Here is a 23,994-nt window from a genome sequence, read left to right as displayed (position 1 = left end):
GGACGGGGTATCAACTTCTGGCGTTGATTTTTGGCACGCTGTTGAGTTCTCAAGGAACGGACGCTTCCTTCGTACTCACCCTCTCGGGTTTTCCTCCGGGCTTTCGTTCTTGCGTTTCCGACTCTATCAGAGTCAGTCCCGCCTGCTTTCCAGGTTCTTCGCTTTCGCGCTTTCCCTTTCCAGCGGTTCCAACCTTACCAGATCCTTTCCGCTCCGTTTCCGGAGTGGAATTGCATTCGGTGGCCGTTGGAGGGCCTTTCCCTTTCGGGCGGATCAGACGTTATCAGGTTTCCCTAGGCCTTGAATCCCACCCGCTCGCGCATGACACGTACAGGCACACGTGTGTGCCCGGGTGTTGTGCGAGGTGGAGACGTAAACGTACTGGAGCGGGGCCCCCGGATGCAAATCCGGTTGCCCCGCTCCGGTCACGGCGCTACGGCGAGGCTCAGACCTCGACGACGACCGGCAGGATCATCGGGCGGCGGCGGTAGCCGTCCGAGACCCACTTGCCCATGGTCCGGCGGATGAGCTGCTGGATCTGGTGCGGCTCCGCGACGCCGTCGGCGGCGGCGCGGGCGATGGCTTCCTCGATCTTCGGCAGGACCGACGTGAAAGCCGAGTCCTCGATGCCGGAGCCGCGGGCCTGGATGTTCGGGCCGCTGACGACCTTGCCGGTGGTGCTGTCCACCACGACGTAGACCGAGATGATGCCCTCTTCGCCGAGGATCCGGCGGTCCTTCAGCGAGGACTCGGTGACGTCGCCGACCGACAGGCCGTCCACGTACACGTACCCCGCCTGGACCTTGCCGGAGATCCGGGCCTTGCCGTCGATCAGGTCGACGACCACGCCGTCCTCGGCGATGACGATGCGGTCCTTCGGGACGCCCGTCATGGCACCGAGCTCGGCGTTGGCGCGCAGGTGGCGCCATTCGCCGTGGACCGGCATGAGGTTCCGCGGCTTGCAGATGTTGTAGAAGTACAGCAGCTCGCCGGCGGAGGCGTGGCCGGAGACGTGCACCTTGGCGTTGCCCTTGTGCACGACGTTGGCGCCCCAGCGGGTCAGGCCGTTGATCACGCGGTAGACCGCGTTCTCATTGCCCGGGATCAGCGACGACGCCAGGATCACGGTGTCGCCGGGGACGATCCGGATCTGGTGGTCGCGGTTGGCCATGCGGGACAGGGCCGCCATCGGCTCGCCCTGGGAGCCCGTGCAGACCAGCACGACCTCGTCGTCCGGCAGGTCGTCGAGGGTCTTGACGTCGACGACGAGGCCGGCCGGGACGCGCAGGTAGCCCAGGTCGCGGGCGATGCCCATGTTGCGGACCATCGAGCGGCCGACGAAGGCGACCCGGCGGCCGTACTCGTGGGCGGCGTCGAGGATCTGCTGGATGCGGTGCACGTGGCTGGCGAAGGACGCCACGATGATCCGCTTCTGGGCACCCGCGAAGACGCCGCGGATGGCGTTGGAGATGTCGCGCTCCGGCGGGACGAACCCCGGGACCTCGGCGTTCGTCGAGTCCGAGAGGAGGAGGTCGATGCCCTCTTCGCTCAGACGCGCGAAGGCGTGCAGGTCGGTGAGGCGGTTGTCCAGCGGCAGCTGGTCCATCTTGAAGTCGCCGGTGGCGACGACCATGCCCGCGCCCGTGCGGATGGCCACCGCGAGGGCGTCCGGGATGGAGTGGTTGACCGCGATGAACTCGCAGTCGAAGGGGCCGAGGTTCTCGCGCTCGCCTTCCTTCACCTCAAGGGTGTAGGGGCGGATGCGGTGCTCCTGGAGCTTGGCCTCGATGAGGGCCAGCGTCAGCTTGGAGCCGATCAGCGGGATGTCCGGCTTCTCCCGGAGGAGGTACGGGACGGCGCCGATGTGGTCCTCGTGGCCGTGCGTCAGGACGATGCCCTCGACGTCGTCGAGCCGGTCCCGGATGGACGAGAAGTCCGGCAGGATCAGGTCGATGCCCGGCTGCTCCTCCTCGGGGAAGAGAACGCCGCAGTCGACGATCAGAAGGCGGCCGTCGAACTCGAAGACGGTCATGTTGCGGCCGATCTCGCCGAGACCGCCCAGCGGGGTGACTCGGAGGCCGCCCTTCGGCAGCTTCGGCGGCGGACCGAGTTCAGGGTGCGGATGGCTCAAAAGTATCTCCTCACCACACACGCCAGGCGCCTCGTCGTAAGGCGCGTGGTGTGCATGTCATTCGTGCGCTTGCATTCGTCTGTTGTGTTCGTCCTGCTTATTCAGTTGTGAAGTCCGTTGTCAGAGCTGTACCCCGCCGGCGGCGAGATCGAGCTTGAGCCGGGCCGTCTCTTCGGCCGTCAGGTCGACCAGCGGGAGGCGGAGCGGGCCCGCGGGCAGGCCCTGGAGGTTCAGTGCGCCCTTGGTGGTGATCACACCCTGGGTGCGGAACATTCCGGTGAAGACGGGCAGCAGCTTCTGGTGGATCTCGGTGGCCTTCTGGACGTCGCCGCCCAGGTGGGCTTCGAGCATCGCGCGGAGCTCGGGGCTGACGACGTGGCCGACCACGGAGACGAACCCGACGGCGCCGACGGACAGCAGCGGCAGGTTCAGCATGTCGTCACCGGAGTACCAGGCGAGCCCGCTCTGCGCGATGGCCCAGCTGGCGCGGCCGAGGTCGCCCTTGGCGTCCTTGTTGGCCACGATCCGGGGGTGCTCGGCGAGCCGCACCAGGGTTTCGGTGTCGATCGGGACGCCGCTGCGGCCGGGGATGTCGTAGAGCATCACCGGGAGCTCGGTGGCGTCGGCGATCGCCGTGAAGTGCCGGTAGAGGCCCTCCTGCGGCGGCTTGCTGTAGTACGGGGTCACCGCGAGCAGGCCGTGGGCGCCGGTGCGCTCGGCCTGGCGGGCGAGCTCAAGGGTGTGCCGGGTGTCGTTGGTGCCGATGCCGGCGACGACGTGGGCCCGGTCGCCGACGGCTTCCAGGACGGCTCGTACGAGGTCGTTTTTCTCCGCGTCGGTGGTGGTGGGGGACTCACCGGTGGTCCCGTTGACGACCAGGCCGTCGTTGCCTGCGTCCACCAGGTGGACGGCGAGCCGCTGCGCGCCGTCGAGGTCGAGTGCGCCATCCGCCGTGAACGGCGTGATCATGGCGGTGAGGACCCGCCCGAAGGGGGTCTGCGGAGTCGAGATCGGAGCCATGGGTAACACGCTACTCGCTGCCATGCTCACGTTGTCCCCTCGGGGGACGTCAAGAGGGTGTGGCTCCCGGCACGGGCCCGGGAGGTTGTTGGATCCCGGCACTGCCTGCTCGGGGGTTCAAGCAGTGCCGGGTCCGTTTGATCAGCCTAGATGAACTTTACGAAACGTGGCAATACGGACACTTCGGACTTGACTCTGCACATCTGTACGCCACGGGCTCATCCGTCCCCATCGAGTCGTACCGGCCCTTACGGGGCGACCCTGCCGTTGGCGTTGTACGCGGCGTACGTGAGCGGCATGAGCGAGGCCCAGTGCCGCTCCATCTTCTCGCCGACCATCTCGATCTCCCGCTGCGGGAAGGACGGGGTGGTCGCGAGCTCGTGCTGCGTGCGCAGGCCGAGGAAGTGCATGAGCGAGCGCGCGTTGCAGGTGGCGTACATCGAGGAGAAAAGTCCGACCGGCAGGACCGAACGGGCAACCTCGCGGGCCACGCCCGCCGCCAGCATCTCCTGGTAGGCCTCGTAGGCCTGACGGTACGAGTCCTCCATGACCCGGCCCGTCAGCTCCTGCTGGGCCGCGGTGCCCTCGACGAAGACGTACTTGCCCGGGCGGCCCTCCTGGACCAGCTTCCGCTCGGCGTCCGGGACGTAGAAGACCGGCTCCAGCTCCCTGTAGCGGCCCGATTCCTCGTTGTACGACCAGCCGACGCGGTGCCGCATGAACTCACGGAAGACGAAGATCGGGGCGCTGACGAAGAAGGTCATCGAGTTGTGCTCGAACGGGCTGCCGTGGCGGTCGCGCATCAGGTAGTTGATGAGGCCCTTGGAGCGCTCCGGGTCCTTCTGGAGCTCTTCCAGCGACTGCTCGCCGGCCGTGGAGACACGGGCGGCCCACAGTACGTCGGAGTCGGCGGCGGAGTGCTTCACCAACTCCACCGTCACATCACTGCGGAAGCTGGGTTTCAGGTCTGAAGCGGCGTTCTCGCTCACCGGGGTCCTTCCGAACGATCTCTTGGGGCGCGCCCACTCTACGGCGAAGCCGGCGGCTCCCCGTGCGGCTCTCCCGCCGTCACGGACGGCGGATCGCTCACCCCTTCAGCTGACGCCCGGCCAGAAAATTTGGTCAATGTCCCGAATTCCGGCACCGATGGGGCGGTTCGTACGTCTTTCCCAGTGCAGGACACACGTACCCGTCACCGCCGCCCCCGGGCCCTGACCGTGAGGAGAGTCGCTCTATGTTCCGCCGGAGCGAGCCCGTCCCGTTCGCCTTCGTCGCCGAGGCCGACCGCTTCCGCAGCAATGTCACTCCACCGCCGCGCGAGCGTCTGGGCACGGCCCAGATGGCCGCCCGTAGTCTGGTCGGGCTGACCGTGGTGGCCGGGCTCGTCGGCTCCCTGCTCTTCGGCCTGCCGGCGCTCCAGCCCCACCAGGCGCCCGCCAAGTCGCAGCAGTCACAGGCCTCCGAGGGACGGTAGCCTCACGGTCAAGCCCAACCGAACGTGCATGTGAGTGAGGTACAGCCGTGCCCCTGCCCTTCCTGACGGCCGACCGCGCGTTGGACGCGCACGAAGACGGCGCGGGCGACGACGTCCTCGCCCATGCCGATCCCGACCGCTGGCGCCGTCCGTACCGGCCGGGGCCCTGGCGGGTGGCCGGCGCCGCCGTACTCCTGCTGCTGGCCGCGTTCATGTTGTTCGCCACGATGATCATCGCGTTCGCCGGCACCTGGACCGGCGCCCTCGTCTGCCTGGCCGCCGCGCTCGGCGTGATCGGTTCGGCGCTGCGGATCCTGCGGACGGGCGTCTGGGTGAGCCCCTCGGGGCTGCGCCGGGTGTCCTTCCTCCGGACCCGCTCGATCGCCTGGGACGAGATCACCGAGATCCGCACGGTCCAGCAGCCGGTGCGCTGGCTGGGGCTGCCGCGGACCGTCCAGGGCCAGGCCCTGAAGGCGGCCGGGCGCGGCGGCGCGGAGCTGCCGGTGCTGCTGACCGACCACAACGCCGATTTCCTCTCGCGCGGCGAGGCCTTCGACCGGGCCGCCGACACGGTCGAGGCCTGGGCCGAGGAGTACCAGGCCGTGCCCGCCTGACGCCGGCGCCCCGAAGGTCCCGGAAGCCCGTACGGATCCGCTCACGCGGCCCGTGCGGGCTTCCGGGGTTTCGGGGTCTCTGCGCCGGTTTCCGGGTCCCTCCGCCGGCTCAGGAGCCCTGGCCGGCCGCCTGGCGGCGCGCGCCTCCGTGCAGGGCGATGGCGCGCTGCATGGCCTTGCGGGCCCGCGGCGTGTCCCGGGCGTCGTGGTAGGCCACGGCGAGGCGGAACCAGCTGCGCCAGTCCCCCGGCGCGTCCTCCGTCTCGGCCTTGCGGCGCGCGAAGACCTCGTCGGCGGAGTCGCGCAGGATCCGGCCGTACCGGTCCCGCTCCAGCTCGTCGACGGGCAGCCCGCCCTCGGCCTCCAGCTCGGTGGCGAGCTGGTTGGCCCTGGTCACGAACTGCGTGTTCTTCCAGAGGAACCAGACGCCGATGACCGGCAGGATCAGCACCGCGGCGCCGAAGACGACGGTCAGTGCGGTGCCCTGCCGGATCAGCAGCAGGCCCCGGCTGCCGACCAGGACGAAGTAGACGACCAGGACGGCGGCCGTGAGGAAGTAAGTGATCTTCGCGCGCATGGGTACTACTGCCTGCTCATCAGCCGAGGTCGAGGAAGTTTTCCAGGCCGAACGTGAGGCCCGGGTGCTGCACGACGCGGCGCGCGCCGAGCAGGATGCCCGGCATGAAGCTGCTGTGGTGCAGGGAGTCGTGACGGATCGTCAGGGTTTCGCCCTCGCCGCCGAGGAGCACCTCCTGGTGGGCCAGCAGGCCGCGCAGGCGGATGGCGTGCACGGGGACCCCGTCGACGTTCGCGCCGCGCGCCCCGTCGAGGGCGGTGGCGGTGGCGTCGGGCTGCGGGGCGCAGCCGGCCTCGGCGCGGGCGGCCGCGATGAGCTGGGCCGTGCGGGTGGCGGTGCCGGAGGGGGCGTCGACCTTGTGGGGGTGGTGGAGCTCGACGACCTCGACGGACTCGAAGTAGCGGGCGGCCTGGGCGGCGAACTTCATCGTCAGCACGGCGCCGATGGAGAAGTTCGGGGCGATGAGCACACCGGTCTGCGGGGAGCCGGCCAGCCAGGTGTCCAGCTGGGCGAGGCGCTCCTCGTTCCAGCCGGTGGTGCCGACGACCGCGTGGATGCCGTGGCCGATGAGGAAGTCGAGGTTCCTCATGACCGACGCGGGGGTGGTGAGCTCGACCGCGACCTGGGCGCCGGCCTCGGCCAGCGTCTCCAGTTTGTCGCCGCGCCCGAGGGCGGCCACCAGCTCCATGTCCTCGGCGGCCTCGACGGCCTTGACCGCTTCGGAGCCGATGCGCCCCTGGGCGCCGAGAACCGCTACCCGCAGCTTGCTGCTCATGCTTCTTCGCTTCCTGTCGTACGGGCCGGGCACCGGCCGGCGGCGGCCTGTGCCCGGCCCCGGGGTGTCAGGGTCTCAGGCCACCGCTTCGCCGAGGCGGGCGGCCTGCTTCTCCTTCAGCGGGCCGATCACCGCGAGCGACGGCCGCTGGGCCAGTACGTCGGCGGCGACGGCGCGTACGTCGTCCGGGGTGACGGACGCGATCTTGGCCAGCATGTCGTCGACGGACATCTGGTCGCCCCAGCAGAGCTCGCTCTTGCCGATGCGGTTCATGATCGCGCCGGTGTCCTCCAGGCCGAGGACGGTGGAGCCCGACAGTTGGCCGATGGCCCGCTTGATCTCCTCGTCGGTGAGTCCCTCGGAGACGACCTTGTCGAGCTCACCGCGGCAGATCCGCAGTACGTCGTGGACCTGGTTGGGGCGGCAGCCCGCGTACACGCCGAAGAGCCCGGTGTCGGCGAAGCCCGAGGTGTACGAGTACACGCTGTAGGCCAGGCCGCGCTTCTCGCGGACCTCCTGGAAGAGGCGGGAGGACATGCCTCCGCCGAGGGCGGTGTTCAGCACGCCGAGCGCCCAGCGGCGCTCGTCGGTGCGGGCGAGACCGGGCATGCCGAGGACCACGTGGGCCTGCTCGGTCTTGCGGCCGATCAGCTCGACGCGGCCGGAGGTGCGGATCCGCTTGCTGCCGGTGCGCGGGCCGATCGGCTCGGCGTCGGTGTTCGCGAGGGAGCCGGCCTTCTCGAAGGCCGCGCGGACCTGGCGCACGACCTTGTCGTGGTCGACGTTGCCGGCCGCGGCCACGACCAGGTGGCGGGGGTCGTAGTGCTTCTTGTAGAACCGGCGGATCCGGTCGGCGCCGAGGGCGTTGATCGTGTCGACGGTGCCGAGGACCGGGCGGCCGAGGGGGGTGTCCCCGTACATGGTCTGCGCGAACAGGTCGTGTACGCAGTCGCCCGGGTCGTCCTCGGTCATCGCGATCTCTTCGAGGATGACCCCGCGCTCGGCGTCGACGTCCTCCTGGCGGATGAGCGAGCCGGTGAGCATGTCGCAGACGACGTCGATCGCCAGCGGCAGGTCGGTGTCGAGCACCCGCGCGTAGTAGCAGGTGTACTCCTTCGCCGTGAAGGCGTTCATCTCGCCGCCGACCGCGTCGATCGCGGAGGAGATGTCGAGGGCGCTGCGCTGGTGGGTGCCCTTGAAGAGGAGGTGTTCCAGGTAGTGCGTGGCACCGTTGAGCGTGGGCGTCTCGTCCCGGGAGCCCACGTGCGCCCAGATGCCGAAGGTGGCGGAGCGGACCGAGGGCAGCGTCTCCGTGACGATGCGCAGTCCGCCGGGGAGGACGGTGCGCCGGACGGTGCCGATGCCGTTCTGCCCCTTGAGGAGGGTTTGGGTACGGGCGACGGCCCGCCCCTCCGAAGAGGGGCGGGCCGTCACACGGGAACTACGCGACGTCACTTGTCGGAGTCGTCCTTGTCAGCGTCGTCACCGGCGGCCTCGCCGTCGATCACGGGGATCAGGGAGAGCTTGCCGCGCTGGTCGATCTCGGCGATCTCCACCTGGACCTTGGTACCGACCGCGAGCACGTCCTCGACGTTCTCCACGCGCTTGCCACCGGCGAGCTTGCGGATCTGCGAGATGTGCAGCAGGCCGTCCTTGCCCGGGAGCAGGGAGACGAAGGCACCGAAGGTGGTGGTCTTGACGACCGTACCCAGGTAGCGCTCGCCGACCTCCGGCATGGTCGGGTTGGCGATGCCGTTGATCGTGGCGCGGGCGGCCTCGGCGGCCGGGCCGTCGGCGGCACCGATGTAGATGGTGCCGTCGTCCTCGATCGTGATCTCGGCGCCGGTGTCCTCCTGGATCTGGTTGATCATCTTGCCCTTGGGGCCGATGACCTCACCGATCTTGTCCACCGGGATCTTGACGGTGATGATCCGCGGGGCGTTCGGGGACATCTCGTCCGGCGTGTCGATCGCTTCCATCATCACGTCGAGGATGTGGAGGCGCGCGTCGCGGGCCTGCTTGAGGGCCGCGGCCAGGACGGAGGCCGGGATGCCGTCCAGCTTGGTGTCCAGCTGGAGCGCGGTCACGAACTCCTTGGTGCCGGCGACCTTGAAGTCCATGTCGCCGAAGGCGTCCTCCGCACCGAGGATGTCGGTGAGGGCGACGTAGTGGGTCTTGCCGTCGATCTCCTGGGAGATCAGGCCCATGGCGATACCGGCGACGGGGGCCTTGAGCGGCACACCGGCGTTCAGCAGCGACATGGTGGAGGCGCAGACCGACCCCATGGACGTCGAACCGTTGGAGCCGAGGGCCTCGGACACCTGGCGGATCGCGTACGGGAACTCCTCGCGGGTCGGGAGGACCGGCACGATCGCGCGCTCGGCGAGCGCGCCGTGGCCGATCTCGCGGCGCTTGGGCGAGCCCACGCGGCCGGTCTCACCGACGGAGTACGGCGGGAAGTTGTAGTTGTGCATGTAGCGCTTGCGGGTCACCGGGGAGAGGGTGTCCAGCTGCTGCTCCATGCGGAGCATGTTGAGGGTGGTGACGCCCAGGATCTGGGTCTCGCCACGCTCGAACAGCGCCGAGCCGTGCACGCGCGGGATGGCCTCGACCTCGGCGGCGAGGGTACGGATGTCCGTGATCCCGCGGCCGTCGATGCGGACCTTGTCCTTGATGACGCGCTCGCGCACCAGGGCCTTGGTCAGGCTGCGGTAGGCGGCGGAGATCTCCTTCTCGCGGCCCTCGAACGCCGGGAGGAGCTTCTCGGCGGCGATGTCCTTGACGCGGTCGAGCTCGGCCTCGCGGTCCTGCTTGCCCGCGATGGTCAGCGCCTTGGCGAGGTCGCCCTTGACGGCGGCCGCGAGGGCCTCGTACACGTCGTCCTGGTAGTCCAGGAAGACCGGGAACTCGCCCTCGGGCTTGGCGGCCTTGGCCGCCAGGTCCGCCTGGGCCTTGCAGAGGGCCTTGATGAAGGGCTTCGAGGCGTCGAGGCCGGCGGCCACGATCTCCTCGGTCGGCGCCTCGGCGCCGCCCTTGACCAGGGCGATGGTCTTCTCGGTGGCCTCGGCCTCGACCATCATGATCGCGACGTCGCCGTCCTCCAGGACGCGGCCCGCGACGACCATGTCGAAGACGGCGTCCTCGAGCTCGGTGTGCGTCGGGAAGGCCACCCACTGGCCGCGGATCAGCGCGACGCGGACGCCGCCGATCGGGCCGGAGAAGGGCAGGCCGGCCAGCTGCGTGGACGCGGACGCGGCGTTGATCGCGATGACGTCGTACAGGTGGTCCGGGTTGAGCGCCATGACGGTGGCGACGACCTGGATCTCGTTGCGCAGGCCCTTCTTGAAGGACGGGCGCAGCGGGCGGTCGATCAGGCGGCAGGTGAGGATCGCGTCCTCGGAGGGGCGGCCCTCGCGGCGGAAGAAGGATCCGGGGATCTTGCCGGCCGCGTACTGGCGCTCCTCGACGTCCACCGTCAGGGGGAAGAAGTCGAGCTGGTCCTTGGGCTTCTTCGACGCGGTGGTGGCGGAAAGCACCATCGTGTCGTCGTCCAGGTAGGCAACGGCGGAGCCGGCGGCCTGGCGGGCCAGACGGCCCGTCTCGAAGCGGATGGTGCGGGTGCCGAAGGAACCGTTGTCAATGACGGCCTCGGCGTAGTGGGTCTCGTTCTCCACTAGCGTTTTCTCCATTTTCGTCGTCTCCGTCCGCTGCCCGTGTGGCTGCGGACGGTGCGGAGAAGCGCTCCTTGCGTGCGGGCCGGTCTTCGATCGAAGTACCCGGTTCGGTGCCCGTGGGGCTTTCCGGGTACCACTACCGAGGACCGGCGGCCTGGGAGGGCGCTCCTCCTCTTCAGTTGTGCACGTGCTTCGCCGTGCACGTCGTGTCCAGACTACAAAGCGTCCGGTACGTCCCGCACGTAGAGCGGAGGCACGAACGGCAAAGGGAGCGGCCCCCGAGGTGTGGGAACCGCTCCCTTCACAGCGTCTTTACTTGACGCCGGCCGCACCGCGGCGGATGCCGAGGCGCTCGACCAGCGCGCGGAAGCGCTGGATGTCCTTCTTGGCCAGGTACTGCAGCAGGCGGCGACGCTGGCCGACCAGGATCAGCAGACCACGACGGGAGTGGTGGTCGTGCTTGTGGGTCTTGAGGTGCTCGGTCAGGTCCGTGATGCGCTTGGAGAGCATGGCGACCTGGACCTCGGGGGAGCCGGTGTCGCCCTCCTTGGCACCAAACTCGGCGATGATCTGCTTCTTCGTAGCGGCGTCGAGCGACACGCGTACTCCTCGTATGGGTCTTCGTGGCCACCGAGTGCCCCAGGTCGAATTCTCTGGGGATCTTCCGTAACTCGGGAGGCGGGGTCCGCTGAGCGCAGCCTCCAGAGGAAGTCCGGAGGCGCGTACACAAACGGCCGTCACACAGCGTACCAGGCTGCCGCGAGGGCCCTGTCTCAGCTGGTGAGAGCGCGGGCCCGGGCGTACACGTCCAGCACGGCGAGGGCCAGCGGAACGAGACTGAGCAGTACTGCCGCCTCGGTGAGGTCGAGCAGCCGTCCCCAGAAGGGTGACAGACCCTTGCGCGGGATGACAAGCGCGATTCCCGCGAGGAGCGCGGCGCCGGCGGCGACGGCCGCGGAGAGCCAGATCGTACGGAGGTCCAGGCCGGCGCGGTCGTGGTACTGGACGAGCTCGCGGACCAGGTCGGCCGGCGGGTGCAGGGCCAGGCCCAGGATCAGCAGGGCGACGGCGGCCAGGCCGGCGACCAGGGTGCACACGACCTGCGAGGTGTAGCGGAAGAGCCGGGCGCGCAGGAGCATGGCCAGCCCGGTGGCGAGGGCGAGCAGGCGGCCCCAGGTGTTGTCGGAGAAGCCGAGGACGGCGGCGGAGCCGACGGCGACCGCGGCGCAGCCGCCGACCAGGCCGAGCAGCATCTCGTGGCCGCGGCGGGCCTGGGCGGCGATGGCCTCGGCGTCGAGGGGGGCGCCCGGGTCGTGCTGCTCGCCGCCGGAGGGGTCGCCGTAGGCCTCCGCCTCGTAGCGGTCGGGGGTCCCCGCGTGGTCGACGTACTCGTCGGTGGCGCTCTGCGGGGCGGCGTACCCGACGGGCAGCCGGGCGAAGCGGGCGGACAGGCCCGGCAGGAAGGCGACGAGTCCGATGGCGACGGGGGCGCAGACGGCCGCGGTCGCGGTGGCGGAGGCACCGGTGACGATGGCGAGGAAGGTGGCCAGGGTCCCGGTGGCGGCGAGGAAGGTGGCCGCGACGAAGGGGGCGTCCCCGTTCGGGGTGAGCGCGACCAGGGCGACGGAGGCGACGAGGACGCAGACGCAGCCGAGGAGGAACTGGAGCTTGCCGGGTCCCTCGCCGGCCGCGGCGGCGATGATGCCGGAGCCGGCGATCAGCAGGTGCGGGAGAGCGCCGAGGCCGAGGGCTACGGCGGAGCCGCGGTCGCGGTAGACCCGGGCGCGGACGCCGGCGGCGGCGGTCAGGAGCACGCCCGCGGCGCCGGCGATGATGCCGGGCAGGCCGTGCATGTCGTGGCGGACCGGGTCGGCGTACCAGAGGACGAAGCCGAGCAGGACGAGCAGCAGGGCGGCGCCGATCAGGCCCGCGCCGCGCAGCATGTCGTCGCTCCAGCGGTGGCGGTCGCGCACGACGGCGGAGGCGACGGCGTCGGAGACGTCGTCGAAGACGGCGGGCGGCAGCGAGTCGGCGAACGGGCGCAGGCTCAGCACCTCGCCGTCGAGGACCTGCTGGGCGGCGAGGGTGCGGGCGCCGTCGAGTACGGTGCCGTCGCGGCGGACCAGGTGGAAGCCGGTGGGGGCGCCGACGGGCTGGGTCTGGCCGGTGAGGCGCAGCAGCTCCGGGTAGACGTCGGCGACGGCGATGTCCTCGGGGAGGGCGACGTCGATGCGGCTGTCGGGAGCCACGACGGTGACCCTGCAGAAGCCCGTCGTTGCGGCCGTACTCACCTGTGTGACCCCCCTGGTTGGCGAAGCGGGTGCATGCACCGCCGCCTTGGATTCGCCGTGGATTCGCGGATGCGCATGCTGCGCGGGCCACCCTACCGGGCGTATGAGTGACTGTCGGCAAGTAGGATCACCGTCGCGCAGGGGAGAGCCCCTTCGCGCCCGGGACTTGGGGGCGCCGGTTGCGACGTCCCGTCCGTTTTCGAGGGATTGATGCTCCGGTGAGTCAGATCGTCGTCAAACGCCCGCCGCGGTCCCTGCCGCCCGAAGTCCCTTCGGACGAGCTGAGACTGGAGGCTCCGCCGGAGCTTCCGCGCGGGCAGCAGGAGGGCATGCTGATGCAGCTCCTGCCGATGCTCGGCATGGGCTCGTCGGTCGTCTTCTTCTTCATGCCGGGCGCGGCGCCCTTCATGCGCATCATGGGCGTGCTGATGCTGGTGTCCACGGTGGGCATGGTCCTGGCCCAGCTGGTGCGCCACCGGCGCGGTACGCAGGGGCAAATGGCCGACGTCCGGCGGGACTACCTGAAGTACCTCGCGCAGACCCGCCGTCAGGTCCGCAGGACCGCCCGCGCGCAGCGCGACGCGCAGCTGTATCTGCACCCGGCGCCGGAGCAGTTGTGGTCGGTGGTGGCGGAGGGCTCGCGGCTGTGGGAGCGGCGCGTCGGCGACGAGGACTTCGGCCAGGCGCGGCTGGGGCTTGGCGCGCAGCGCCTGGCGACCCCGCTGGTGGCGCCGGACACGGCGCCGGTGGACGAGCTGGAGCCGTTGACGGCGGGCGCGATGCAGCGCTTCCTGAAGGTGCACTCCTCGCTGGACGGACTGCCGGTGGCGGTGTCGCTGCGGGCGTTCTACCACGTGACGGTGTCCGGCGAGCCGGAGTCGGCGCGCGGGGCGGCGCGGGCGCTGGTGGCGCAGCTGGCGACGCTGCACTCCCCCGAGGACCTGGTGGTGGCCGTGGTGGCGGCGCCCGGGGCGGTGCCGTCCTGGGACTGGACGAAGTGGCTGCCGCACACGCAGGTGCCGGGGCAGGTCGACGGGGCCGGTACGAAGCGGCTGTTCAGCGATGACCTGACCGAGCTGGAGGGGCTGCTGGCGCCGCGGCTGGAGGGGCGGCCGCGGTTCAGCCGGGACGTGTCCCCGGTGCTGGACCAGCCGCACCTGGTCGTCGTACTGGACGCGAACTCGCGCGGCGGTCTGGTGCCGCCCGACTCGGCGTTCGCCGCGGCCGAGGGGCTCCAGGGCGTGACCATCGTCGAGGTGGTCGCGGGTGAGCTGGACGAGCCGCGCGGCGGGCTGTCGGTCGTGGTGCGGCCGGGCCGGCTGCGGCTGGAGTCGGGCGCGGGCATCGCGTACGAGGGCGTACCGGACACGCTGTCGCTGCCGGCCGCGGAGGCCCTCGCCCGCCAGCTGGCGCCGCTGCGCACGGGCGGCGGGGACGACGACGAACCGCTGCTGGCGAACCTGGACTTCACGGACCTGCTGAACCTGGGCGACGCGGCCTCCATCGACGTGGCGCGGACCTGGCGGCCGCGCTCGGTCGGCGAGCGGCTGCGCGTGCCGATCGGCGTCGGCGAGGACGGCGCGCCGGTCATGCTGGACCTGAAGGAGGCGGCGCAGGAGGGCATGGGCCCGCACGGCCTGTGCGTGGGTGCGACGGGTTCCGGAAAGTCGGAGCTGCTGCGCACGCTGGTGCTGGGTCTCGCGGTCACGCACACCTCGGAGACGCTGAACTTCGTCCTCGCCGACTTCAAGGGCGGTGCGACCTTCACGGGCATGGGGCAGATGCCGCACGTGGCCGCGGTCATCACCAACCTGGCCGACGACCTGACGCTCGTGGACCGCATGGGCGACTCGATCCGCGGCGAGCTGCAGCGCCGGCAGGAGCTGCTGCGCTCGGCGGGCAACTACGCGAACATCCACGACTACGAGAAGGCGCGCGCGGCGGGTGCCCCGCTGGAGCCGCTGGCCTCGCTGGTGCTGGTCATCGACGAGTTCAGCGAGCTGCTGACCGCGAAGCCCGACTTCATCGACATGTTCATCCAGATCGGCCGCATCGGCCGTTCGCTGGGCGTGCACCTGCTGCTGGCCTCGCAGCGCCTGGAGGAGGGCAAGCTGCGCGGGCTGGACACGTACCTGTCGTACCGGATCGGTCTGCGGACCTTCTCGGCGGCGGAGTCGCGGACCGCGATCGGCGTGCCGGACGCCTACCACCTGCCCTCGGTGCCGGGTTCGGGCTACCTGAAGTTCGGCACGGACGAGATGACGCGCTTCAAGGCGGCGTACGTCTCGGGCACCTACCGCTCGGGCGGTCCGGACCTGTCGGTCGGGCTGTTCCCGGTGGAGCGGCGGCCCGCGCTGTTCACGGCCACGCCGGTGCCGGTCGTGTACGCGGCCCCGGACCCGGCCTACCTGGCGGCGCAGTCGCAGCGGGAGGACGACGCCCTCGCGGACACGGTGCTGGACGTGATCGTGAGCCGGCTGGAGGGCCAGGGGGTGCCGGCGCACCAGGTGTGGCTGCCGCCGCTGGACCAGGCCCCGCCGCTGGACCAGCTGCTGCCGGCGCTGGCGCCTTCGGCGGAGCGGGGGCTGCACGCGGAGGGGTACACGCGGCCCGGCGGGCTCGTCGTACCGCTCGGCCTGATCGACAAGCCGTTCGAGCAGCGGCGCGAGGTCCTGTACCGGGACTTCTCGGGCGCGGCGGGCCACATGATGGTGGTCGGCGGTCCGCAGTCGGGCAAGTCGACGCTGATGCGGACGCTGATCTCCTCGTTCGCGCTGACGCACACCCCGCGCGAGGTGCAGTTCTACGGGCTGGACTTCGGCGGCGGCAGCATGTCCTCGATCGCCGAGCTGCCGCACGTGGGCGGGATCGCCTCGCGCCTGGACCCGGAGCGGGTGCGGCGCACGGTCGCGGAGGTGGGGGGCATCCTCAACCGCCGCGAGGAGTTCTTCCGCTCGAACAACATCGACTCGATCGGCACGTACCGGCGCCGGCGCGCGGCGGGCGAGCTGCCCGGCGAGCCGTGGGGCGACGTGTTCCTCGTCATCGACGGCTGGGGCGGCTTCCGTACCGAGTACGAGGGCCTGGAGCCGGTGGTCACGGACATCGCCTCGCGGGGGCTCGGCTACGGCATCCACGTGGTGATCACCGCGGCGCGGTACATGGAGGTGCGGGCCGCGCTCAAGGACCAGATGCTGAACCGGCTGGAGCTGCGCCTCGGCGACGTCATGGACTCCGAGTTCGACCGCAAGGTCGCGGCGAACGTGCCGACGGGGATGCCGGGCCGCGGCCAGGTCGCGGAGAAGCTGCACTTCCTGGGCGCGCTGCCGCGGATCGACGGAGCGCACGACCCGGAGGAGCTGTCGCAGGCCACGGCCGCGTTCGTGTCGGCGGTGAAGCAGAACTGGGCCGGGGCCCCGGCTCCCGGCGTACGGCTGCTGCCGCGGCTGCTGCACGCGGAGCAGCTGCCCCGGGGCGGGGACCAGCCCGGCCGCGGGGTGGCCATCGGCATCGACGAGACGGACCTGGAGCCGGTGTTCGTCGACTTCGAGAGCGATCCGTTCTTCCTGGTGTTCGGCGAGAGCGAGTCCGGCAAGACGAACCTGCTGCGGCTGATCTGCCGGCAGATCGCGGAGCGCTACACCCCGGATCAGGCCCGCCTCGTCGTCGGCGACTACCGGCGCAGCCTGCTCGGGGCGCTGCCGGAGGAGCACCTGCTGGAGTACGCGCCGATGGCGAGCTCGCTGCAGACGCACATGGAGGCGCTGGGCGGCGTGTTCTCGCGCCGGCAGCCGCCGACCGACGTCACTCCGCAGCAGCTGCGCGACCGCAGCTGGTGGACGGGCCCGGACGTGTTCATCGTGATCGACGACTACGACCTGGTGGCGACCAGCCAGGGCAATCCGCTGGCCCCGCTGGTGGAGTACCTGCCCTTCGCCCGGGACACGGGTGTCCGCTTCATCATCGCGCGCAACTCGGCGGGCGCCTCGCGTTCGATGTACGAGCCGTTCATGCAGCGCTTCAAGGAGCTCGGCGCTCAGGGCGTGGTCCTGTCGGGCGACCCGTCCGAGGGAGACCTGATCGGCAACGTGCGTCCCCGCCCGATGCCCCCGGGCCGCGCGTACTTCTCCTCGCGCAAGCGCGGCACCTCCCTGGTCCAGCTGGGCCGCCTGGCGGACGTGTAGGAGCGCGCGAGGAGCACAGACGTGGAAGCGGGGCCCGCGGGAGCGGGCCCCGCTTTCGCGTGATCGGCGGGAAACGCGCCCCCGGCCGCGGGGCAGCGTCGATAATCGGGTGGGAAGACCGCGGGAGCACCGCACCGCCGAGGGAAGGGCCGCACATGGGCACCCAGCAGGAGAAGGACGAGCTGTACGCGCTCGACATCAGCGGCGTGGAGTGGGAGGGCCCTCCGGGGTCCAGCCCCGACGAGGAGCGGGTCGAGATCGCGCGACTGCCCGAGGGCGCGGTGGCCATGCGGTCCTCGCTCGACCGGGACACCGTCCTGCGCTACACGGCGGCCGAGTGGGAGGCCTTCGTACTCGGGGCCAGGGACGGGGAGTTCGACCTCGACCGCGGTCCGCGCTGAGGTCCCGTACACGGCGAAGAGGGGCGCGCCCGGTCCGGGCGCGCCCCTCTTCGCATGTGGCCTGCCGGGCTCAGTAGGCCTCGGTGAACAGGCGCGAGGCCTTCACGTCGGTGGCGCGGTAGTCGCCCTTGCCCTGCTCGATGAGCTTGGCGACCTGCTCCAGCTGCTTGTGCATGTGGTCGGCCTTGCCCTTGTACTTCCCCTGGAGGGTGACGTACGCCTGGTGCGCCTCACCGTCCCAGGTGTCCGTGACGACCTTGAGGGCCTGGTCCATCTCCTCCAGGTCCGTCATGATCTTCTTGGAGACGACGCGGATGCGGTTCGCCATCTCCTGGACGCTCTCGTACCGGACCCGGGTGTGCCCGCTGTCACCGGACATGTTGTTCTCCTTCACGCTGAGTTGAGTGGGAGCGACGTGACGCCGCGAGACCTGGGCGGCAGGTCAGATGCCGTTGAGGCCCGAGCCGCCCTGGCCGGCGCCGGCCTGCACCGTCTTGAACGCCGCGCGCACGTCGTCGTCCTGCGCGTTGCTGAGGTTCTTGGTCTGCGCGACCGCGTTGTGCAGCACTCCGAGCAGACGACGGATCTCGTCGTGGTCCTCGTTGACGACCGTCTGGGCGGAGACGAAGCCCGAGGCACCCACACCGGTCCAGCCGGCGCTCACCGTGGCGAGGATGTCGGCCAGCTCTCGGGACTGGGTGGTGACGGCGCGGGCCGTCGTCTCGATCTTGTTCTTCGCCTGGACGATCGGATCGTCTGCGAGTCCGAAATTGCTCATCCGAAGCTCCTCACTTCTCAATTCGCCGGCAGAACCGGCGGATTGCGCAGCGGAAGGGAGCTTCCGGGCGCGGGTCTGAGCCACGCACCGCCGGAAATCCCCTCCACCTCACGCGATCCCCCGATCACATTCGTGAAGCCTGGTGTCACTCTAGCCAGTTCACCTGACAGCCCCAACACCGGTGGGCCGCTACCGTTGACGAACTGTGACGGTTCACTGCAAACGGCCGCGGCGCTTGCGGGCGTCGCGCACCACCGTCGCCGTGCCCGCGATGACCGCGATCAGCACCCCCGCGATGCCGAGAGCGTACGTGCCGAACCGCTCCTGGCGTTCCTGAGCCGTCTCGGTACTCCGCAGCGCCGCCGCCTCGGGCGCGGCCGCCGGGGGCGGGCCGGGGTCCGGGACCGGCGCCGTGGGGACCTCGTGGTCCTGGCTGACGGCGCGGACCGGGTCGACCACGCCCCAACCGACGTAGTCGTCACGGCCGTTGACCGAGCGCTCGGCGGTGCCCTGGATCTGCCAGACGATCTGCTGCGGGGTCCAGTCCTCGTGCTCGGCGCGCAGCAGGGCCGCGACCCCGGCGACGTAGGGCGCCGAGAAGCTGGTGCCGTTGTCGATGCACTGGCCGAAGCCGGGGACGGTGGAGACCATGTCCACGCCGGGCGCGGCGACCCCGATGAAGTCGCCGGGCTGGGAGAACGCGGCCCGCTCGTTGTTGCGGTCCGAGGAGGCCACGGCGAGGACGCCGGGGAAGGCCGCCGGGTAGGTCTTGCGCTTCTCGCCGGTCATGCCGTCGTTGCCCGCGGAGGCCACGACCACCACCTTGGCGTCGACGGCCCGCTGGACGGCCTTGGCCAGATCGGAGTCGGCGGTCAGGGGGACGTCGGTGTCCTGGGAGATGTTGATCACCTGCGCGCCCTTGGACACCGCGTGGTCGATCGCCTGGCCGAGCGAGAGGGCGTTGCCCTTGCCCTGACCGTCGTTCTGACGGATCGGGATGATCACGGATTCGGGGGCGAGGCCCACGAAGCCGGTGCCCTGCTGCGGGCGGGCCGCGATCAGCCCGGCGACCTTGGTGCCGTGGCCGACCGTATCGGTGGTGCCGTCACCCTTGGGGTCGATGAAGTCCTTGCCGGCGCCCACGTCGATGGCCCCGCTGAGCTGCGGGTTCGCCCGGTCGACGCCGGTGTCGATGACCGCGACGCGGACGGGCTTGCCGCTCTTGTCCTTGCCCTTGGTCCGCGCCCAGAGCGCGTCGAGCAGCAGCCGCTGAAGGGCCCAGGGCCGGTCGGCGATCTGCTTCTTCATGGGGAAGGTGCACTCGCCGGCGCCCGCGAGGTGCAGGGGGGCGGCGGCCGGGACGCGCGGCGGCCCCGGGTGCGGAGCCGCGGCGGCGGCCGCGGCCGTACCGGACAGGGCGGCGACGGCGAGGGCGGCGGTGACGAGCGCGCCGCGCGCGTACGGGGAGGCCGCCCTCGGCCTCGGCGTCGACCGGGGCACCGGCTGGGGCATCGACTGGGGCATCGGCGTCTTCCTCACGAACCCTGGGGTTGACGGGCGGAGTTGGTGTCCAGGCGCGGCCCCTTGGAGAGGAACTCCGACCACGCGATGGGCACCAGTGCCGGGGTGACCGTCCCGTAGCCGAGCCGGATCTGCGCCTGGCTGGCCTCGGGGCGCCCGTCCGAGGTCGCCTGGCCGTTCTGCTGGTCGGGGGCGCCGATCTTCGACTTCTCGGCGTCGCTGTCCCCGTTGGCCTGCACCGCGTACCGCAGCCCCGTGTCGGTGACCAGGAACAGGGCGCCGCCCGCCGTGGTCTGCCGGCCCTGGACCTGCGTGTAGAGCAGTCCCGAGCCCGGGGTGACGTACGCGCTGGTGCCGCTGGCGGTGATGTCGATGGGGAACCCGGTGCCGGCCCACGTGCTGAGCGTCTGGCCGCCCTGCCCGTCGACCGAGCGCAGCACGTTGCACACGGTGTCGCGGGCGCCGCCCTGGGCACCGGCCCCGGCGGCGGACGTCATGTTGATCCGGTCGGACTTCTTCTGCGGCCACCTGGCCTCGCCCTTGAACGCCGTGGCGTCCGGGTTGAGGGACTGGAGGTCCACCTCGTGGGGCTTGCCGTGCATGTTGAGGCCGTCGGTCGCGGGCGCCGAGATCAGCAGCCACGCCACGAAGTCGGAGACCGGGGCGACCTTCCCCGGCAGCACGACGTAGTGCTGCGCACCGGAGCCGGTCTGTGCCTTCAGTACCATTCCGACCTTGTTGTCGGCGGTGGTCAGGCCCTGGACGTCGGCCTTCGTGCCCGCCGGGACGGGCAGTTGCGGGAAGGCCAGGTCCTCACCGGAGTTGAGGGTGGCCAGCCATGACTCGGTGACCTGCTGCGGGGTGGCGCCGGTGCTGCCGACCAGCGCGTTGGTCATCTTGCCCGCGTCCGCGCCGCCTTCGGGGAACTTGTACTTCGTCCCCGAGGCGTCGACCAGGTAGCGCTCCTTGGCCCCGCCGGTGCTCTGCACGTACAGCATCTGGGTGTCGCCGAGCTTGCGCGCGTCGTCCATCAGCCCCGCCTCGCGGTCGGCGAGGACGAAGGTCGCGGTCTGCACGGTCTTGCCGTTGCCCCCGGGTGCCTGGCAGACGGCCCACCGCTTGGCCTTGCCCGCGTCCTGCGGGGCCGGAAGCCGGTCGGGCGCGTACGGGATGCCGATGATGGGCCCGCGCGGCGGCCTGCCCGCGTCCAGCACCTTGTCGTCGATCTGGATGACCTTGAACTTCTGCGGATCCAGCAGGAGTCGGGCCGAGGCGAGGTTGAGGACCGGGTGCAGCCGGGTCTGGTCCTTGCCGTTCACCTTCGTCGTCAGCACCACGTACCGGGTCGTCGACTGCTTGCCGACGATGACCTTCGTACCGGCCTCGTCCCAGCCCTTGGGGGCCTGCGGCTTGAACATCCCCCAGGCACCGAACGCGGCGAGGACGAGCGCCCCCGTCACCACCCCGGGCAGGACCGCGCGCAGCGGCCGCGGCGCGCCTTCCTCGGAGCCCGTGGCGGAAGGCTGGAGGAACGCGGCCACCGTGCGCCGCTTCGCAAAGGTGTACGCGTTGAGTTCATCACGTCGTGATGCCATGACCGCCTGCTTCTCCCCGCACGGCCCGGTCGGTGAGTACGGTCCCCGGGCCTCGATTGTCGGACCGGGCACCTACTATGCCTCTTGGCGGAGGGCGGGATCGGGCCGGGTAGGGTGAGGCCGCCGCTTCCTGCCTTCCGGACCGCGCGAATTCACGGGCCGTCGGGGCATCAGGGCTTGTTGGGGTGGATTGGGGAGATTCCGGGGTCATGCGGCGGGCAGCGTCCGGCTCCGGCACTCACGGGGTACGGCCCCGGGGGCACCTCCCAGCGGTAGCTGGGGGAGAAAGGGGAGGTGGGCGCGTGATGGCCACCGCGACGCAGCCGCAGACGGGTGCACCCGCATCCGCACGCGGCGGGGTGACGCCGCATCCGAAGTCGAGCCCGGGACGTTTCGGCCCGTTCCGATTGCAACAGCTCGTACTGCTCCAGATCGCCGTGGCCGCCCTGCTGGTGGCCTGGGTCGTGGATCCGATGCTGCTGGTGCCCGCCGGTGTCCTGGCGCTCGCCCTGGTGGTCCTCGCCGTCGTACGCCGCCACCAGCGCTCCCTGCCCGAGTGGCTCGGCGGCGCCCTCGAACTGCGCGCGCGCCGCCGCCGGGCCGCCTCCTTCACGGTCCCCGCGGGTACCGAGCCCGGGCTGGCGCCACTGGTCGAGGCCGATCCGGCGCTGCGGACCCTCACGTTCAGCGACCGCGACCGGCGGCCCGTCGGGATGGTCGGCGACGGGACGTTCCTGACGGCCGTCGTCCAGGTGGACATGGACGCCACCGCGCTGCGGCCCGACCGCGGTGCGCGGCCGCTGCCCCTCGCTCTCGTACGGGACATCCTCGAAGTCGACGGCATCCGGCTGGAGTCGGCGCAGCTGGTGCAGCACACGCAGCCCGCACCGGCGCCCCACCTGCCGGCCCAGTCGATGGCCACCCGCAACTACGCGCCGCTCCAGGCCGCCACGGGCACCCCGGCGGTGCGGCTGACCTGGATCGCGCTCAAGCTGGACCCGGAACTGTGCCCCGAGGCGGTCACCGCGCGCGGCGGCGGGCTCGCGGGCGCGCAGCGCTGTGTGGTGCGGGCGGCCGACCAGTTGGCGAGCCGGCTGACCGGGGCCGGTTTCCGGGCCACCGTCCTCACCGAGCAGGAGCTGACGGGCGCGCTGGCCACGTCCTCGTGCGCGAACCCGATGGCGATCACGCAGGCGGGGCGCTCGGCGAGCACCGGCCGGCGGACGGAGGAGACGGCGCGGACCTGGCGCTGCGACGACCGCCGGCACACGACGTACTGGATAGGCCGCTGGCCGCAGCTCGGCGGCAGCGGGGCGGCTTCGCTGCCGCAGTTCGTGGCGCTGCTGACCTCGCTGCCGGCGCTGGCGACGAACTTCAGCCTGACGATGGCTCCGGCGGAGCGCCAGAGCGTGACGCTGACGGGCCACGTACGGGTCACGGGGCGCAGTGACGAGGAGCTCGTGGCGGCCCGCCGTGAACTGGAACGGACGGCGCGCGGCGTGCGCACCGGGCTGGTCCGGCTCGACCGTGAACAGGTGCCGGGGCTGCTGGCCTCGCTGCCGCTGGGAGGGGCGCGATGAGGGGCGGCTTCGGTCTGATCGGCCCGCGCCGGGAACGGCACACGGTCCCGGCGGCGGAGCTGGACGCGCTGGCACTGCCCGTCGGCGACGACGGGGTGGTCATCGGCGTGGACGCCGAGGGGCGCCCGGCGGTGCTCGGCGTCAACCGCGCGACGCCCTACGAGGTGACGCTGATCGGCGGCCTGTGGACGGCCCAGGTGCTCGCGCTGCGCGCGGCGGCCACGGGGGCGCGCGTGGCGGTGGAGACCGGTCGCGGGCAGGTGTGGTCGGGGCTGGCCCAGGCCGCGGGCGGCGGGCAGCAGTGCGTGACCCTGCACGAGGTCGGACGGGTGCCCCCGCAGGGCGCGTCGGCGGGCAGTCCGGTGCTGGTGATCCGGGACTGCGGGATGCGGCCGCCGCGCGGGCGCGTGGTGGCGGGACCCTGGCAGTCGGTGCTGACCTTGTTGCCGTACCTGAGCCCGACCGCGCCGCGGCTGCTGCAGAACTCCTCGCTGGTGGGCGTCCAGCGGGTCTCCCCCGACGAGGCGGAGCAGCTCGGCCGGCTGATGAACCTGACGCGGGCGGCGGTGGACTCGCTGCCGACGCTGGGCGACGGGGTCACCCTGTGGTGCACGCCCCGGGACCGCCAGTTCGTGATGACCCAGGGCACGGAGGCCGAAACCGGGCTCCTGGGCCCGGCCCGGCGCATCGACTGAGCGGCAGCCGGACCCGCCGGCCGAAGCCGGTGACGGTTGCTCAGGAGACGGCCACCCTGTAGGCAGGACGGGAAGGGCGGAGCCGCGGCGCCGGCCCGCGGGGCCCGGGCCCGCGGCCCGTCCCACGGGGGCGGACACCGGTGTCTGCGCGCACGATTAGGCTGAGCGTGGGCGCGGCGTGGAGGTGGGCGCCGGACCAGTGTTCGACAGACCAGGAGGACCAGTGAGCGGCGATCGGAACGAGAGGCGCGGCGGGACGTGGGACGTCCCGACGGACGATCAGTCCGACGCGGAGCCCGAGGTGACGGGCGAGTTCACCATCGACTACACCCCGCCGGCCTGGTACACGCAGGGTGCGGCCCCGGCCACACCCGTACCGGAGCTCCCCGAGGGCAGCGGTTTCGAGCCCCACCGTCCGTCGGACGTCGCCTCGCCCCCGACGATGCGGATCGCCCCGCCGGCCCCGCGCACCCCCTCGGACGGCGCGGGCGTGCCGTCGCCCTTCCCGGCACCGGCCCCCTTCGGCACCCCTGCCGACACTCCCCCGGCGCCTGCGTACGCGGCTCCGGCCGACGTCGAGCCGCCCGCGCCGTTCACAGCACCAGCCGGAGAGCAACCGCACATGTCGTACTCACCCGACGGACAGCACCAGCCGTACCGATCGGAAGGGCAGTACCAGCAGCA

At 71.3% G+C, this 23,994-nt stretch carries 20 protein-coding genes; 7 read left to right on the top strand and 13 right to left on the bottom strand.

What is annotated here, in order from left to right:
- Positions 1-445: 445 nt before the first annotated feature.
- From ACS04_RS06775 to thyX, 3 genes are all read right to left on the bottom strand, one after another.
- Positions 446-2,131: a ribonuclease J gene (locus ACS04_RS06775; protein ID WP_048475608.1), complete on the bottom strand. Its 1,686-nt coding sequence runs from the start codon at positions 2,129-2,131 to the stop codon at positions 446-448.
- 120 nt (positions 2,132-2,251) lie between these two features.
- Positions 2,252-3,151, bottom strand: a complete 900-nt coding sequence (gene dapA / locus ACS04_RS06770) for a 4-hydroxy-tetrahydrodipicolinate synthase (RefSeq protein WP_048475607.1) — start codon at positions 3,149-3,151, stop codon at positions 2,252-2,254.
- A 248-nt stretch (positions 3,152-3,399) separates the two neighbouring features.
- Complete coding sequence (gene thyX, locus ACS04_RS06765) at positions 3,400-4,140, bottom strand: FAD-dependent thymidylate synthase (protein ID WP_048475606.1); 741 nt, start codon at positions 4,138-4,140, stop codon at positions 3,400-3,402.
- A gap of 245 nt (positions 4,141-4,385) precedes the next feature.
- On the opposite strand from thyX, the gene ACS04_RS06760 reads away from it, so the two are divergent.
- Together ACS04_RS06760 and ACS04_RS06755 are read left to right on the top strand one after the other, a co-directional pair.
- Positions 4,386-4,625 (top strand): hypothetical protein, encoded by a 240-nt coding sequence (locus ACS04_RS06760; RefSeq protein WP_048475605.1) that lies wholly within the window; start codon positions 4,386-4,388, stop codon positions 4,623-4,625.
- A 47-nt stretch (positions 4,626-4,672) separates the two neighbouring features.
- Complete coding sequence (locus ACS04_RS06755; RefSeq protein ID WP_048475604.1) at positions 4,673-5,239, top strand: PH domain-containing protein; 567 nt, start codon at positions 4,673-4,675, stop codon at positions 5,237-5,239.
- Between the two features lie 109 nt (positions 5,240-5,348).
- Here ACS04_RS06755 and ACS04_RS06750 read toward each other — a convergent pair whose 3' ends face one another.
- From ACS04_RS06750 to eccD, 6 genes are all read right to left on the bottom strand, one after another.
- Positions 5,349-5,816, bottom strand: a complete 468-nt coding sequence (locus ACS04_RS06750) for a hypothetical protein (protein WP_048475603.1) — start codon at positions 5,814-5,816, stop codon at positions 5,349-5,351.
- A 19-nt stretch (positions 5,817-5,835) separates the two neighbouring features.
- Positions 5,836-6,591 carry a 4-hydroxy-tetrahydrodipicolinate reductase gene (gene dapB / locus ACS04_RS06745; protein ID WP_048475602.1) on the bottom strand — a complete coding sequence of 252 codons (756 nt, stop codon included), beginning with the start codon at positions 6,589-6,591 and terminating at the stop codon, positions 5,836-5,838.
- A gap of 75 nt (positions 6,592-6,666) precedes the next feature.
- Positions 6,667-8,046 carry a M16 family metallopeptidase gene (locus ACS04_RS06740; protein ID WP_048475601.1) on the bottom strand — a complete coding sequence of 460 codons (1,380 nt, stop codon included), beginning with the start codon at positions 8,044-8,046 and terminating at the stop codon, positions 6,667-6,669.
- On the bottom strand, positions 8,043-10,265 hold the full coding sequence (locus ACS04_RS06735) for a polyribonucleotide nucleotidyltransferase (protein ID WP_048475600.1): 2,223 nt from the start codon (positions 10,263-10,265) through the stop codon (positions 8,043-8,045). Before ACS04_RS06735 ends, ACS04_RS06740 begins: the two co-directional genes overlap by 4 nt.
- Before the next feature lie 312 nt (positions 10,266-10,577).
- Positions 10,578-10,865, bottom strand: a complete 288-nt coding sequence (gene rpsO, locus ACS04_RS06730) for a 30S ribosomal protein S15 (protein ID WP_048475599.1) — start codon at positions 10,863-10,865, stop codon at positions 10,578-10,580.
- 173 nt (positions 10,866-11,038) lie between these two features.
- Positions 11,039-12,556, bottom strand: coding sequence for a type VII secretion integral membrane protein EccD (gene eccD / locus ACS04_RS06725; protein ID WP_048475598.1), 1,518 nt, complete (start codon positions 12,554-12,556; stop codon positions 11,039-11,041).
- Positions 12,557-12,774: 218 nt separating this feature from the next.
- Between eccD and eccCa the strand changes: the two genes are divergently transcribed.
- Both eccCa and ACS04_RS06715 read left to right on the top strand, forming a co-directional pair.
- Positions 12,775-16,740 (top strand): type VII secretion protein EccCa, encoded by a 3,966-nt coding sequence (eccCa, locus tag ACS04_RS06720; protein WP_048475597.1) that lies wholly within the window; start codon positions 12,775-12,777, stop codon positions 16,738-16,740.
- A gap of 155 nt (positions 16,741-16,895) precedes the next feature.
- On the top strand, positions 16,896-17,141 hold the full coding sequence (locus ACS04_RS06715) for a DUF397 domain-containing protein (protein WP_030161442.1): 246 nt from the start codon (positions 16,896-16,898) through the stop codon (positions 17,139-17,141).
- A 70-nt stretch (positions 17,142-17,211) separates the two neighbouring features.
- Here ACS04_RS06715 and ACS04_RS06710 read toward each other — a convergent pair whose 3' ends face one another.
- The 4 genes from ACS04_RS06710 to eccB form a co-directional block, all read right to left on the bottom strand.
- The gene (locus ACS04_RS06710) at positions 17,212-17,520 is read right to left on the bottom strand and encodes a WXG100 family type VII secretion target (protein WP_030859747.1); all 309 of its coding nucleotides are present in this window, start codon (positions 17,518-17,520) and stop codon (positions 17,212-17,214) included.
- Positions 17,521-17,583: 63 nt separating this feature from the next.
- Entirely contained in the window at positions 17,584-17,919 is a 336-nt protein-coding gene (locus ACS04_RS06705; RefSeq protein WP_030859748.1) for a WXG100 family type VII secretion target, read from the bottom strand.
- A 213-nt stretch (positions 17,920-18,132) separates the two neighbouring features.
- Positions 18,133-19,443, bottom strand: coding sequence for a type VII secretion-associated serine protease mycosin (gene mycP, locus ACS04_RS06700; protein WP_245236306.1), 1,311 nt, complete (start codon positions 19,441-19,443; stop codon positions 18,133-18,135).
- An 11-nt stretch (positions 19,444-19,454) separates the two neighbouring features.
- Positions 19,455-21,035 (bottom strand): type VII secretion protein EccB, encoded by a 1,581-nt coding sequence (eccB, locus tag ACS04_RS06695; RefSeq protein WP_048475596.1) that lies wholly within the window; start codon positions 21,033-21,035, stop codon positions 19,455-19,457.
- A 305-nt stretch (positions 21,036-21,340) separates the two neighbouring features.
- Between eccB and eccE the strand changes: the two genes are divergently transcribed.
- The 3 genes from eccE to ACS04_RS06680 form a co-directional block, all read left to right on the top strand.
- Positions 21,341-22,615 (top strand): type VII secretion protein EccE, encoded by a 1,275-nt coding sequence (gene eccE / locus ACS04_RS06690; protein WP_048475595.1) that lies wholly within the window; start codon positions 21,341-21,343, stop codon positions 22,613-22,615.
- Positions 22,612-23,310 (top strand): hypothetical protein, encoded by a 699-nt coding sequence (locus ACS04_RS06685; protein ID WP_048475594.1) that lies wholly within the window; start codon positions 22,612-22,614, stop codon positions 23,308-23,310. The genes eccE and ACS04_RS06685 overlap by 4 nt, the downstream gene beginning before the upstream one ends.
- Positions 23,311-23,533: 223 nt before the next feature.
- A partial coding sequence (locus ACS04_RS06680) for an SCO5717 family growth-regulating ATPase (protein WP_048475593.1) occupies positions 23,534-23,994 on the top strand: 461 nt, incomplete at its 3' end.

The sequence above is a fragment of the Streptomyces roseus genome, from assembly GCF_001044425.1.
Taxonomy (GTDB): Bacteria; Actinomycetota; Actinomycetes; order Streptomycetales; family Streptomycetaceae; genus Streptomyces; species Streptomyces roseus.
The sequence above is the reverse complement of the archived record's forward strand: the minus strand, read 5'-3'. Positions and strand labels throughout refer to the sequence as shown.